This is a genomic window from Anoxybacillus sp. LAT27, from assembly GCF_022030075.1.
GTDB classification, from domain to species: Bacteria; Bacillota; Bacilli; order Bacillales; family Anoxybacillaceae; genus Anoxybacillus; species Anoxybacillus kestanbolensis.
In genome coordinates, this window is sequence record NZ_JAIWYK010000109.1 from 1 (window position 1) to 296 (window position 296).

1 protein-coding gene is annotated in these 296 nt (G+C 39.5%); it reads left to right on the forward strand.

All coding sequences use genetic code 11. The features are described 5' to 3' along the window. The coding region (locus tag LD028_RS08725; protein WP_237811581.1) for a PRD domain-containing protein at nucleotides 1–296 on the forward strand (296 nt) is incomplete at both ends.

Consider the following 296-nt stretch of genomic DNA (forward strand, 5'->3'; position numbering starts at 1 on the left):
GATATATGACGTTACATTTATTAGGCGCACGCATTCGGTACGATCGAGTACATATAAAGGACGGGGTTGAGCCATTTTTCCGTGAAATAGATGAGGAAGCGTTGCGAGTGACGCGTTTATTGATCGAGTATATGTCGAATCATATGGATGATCGATTACTCAATGACCAAGAGTTATTATTTGGATTGACAATTCATCTCCATTCTACGTTGAATCGTTTGCGAAATGGATTGGCGATTACAAACCCGATGTTGTGGGAAATTAAACGAATGTATCGCTATGCATTTGAAATGGTT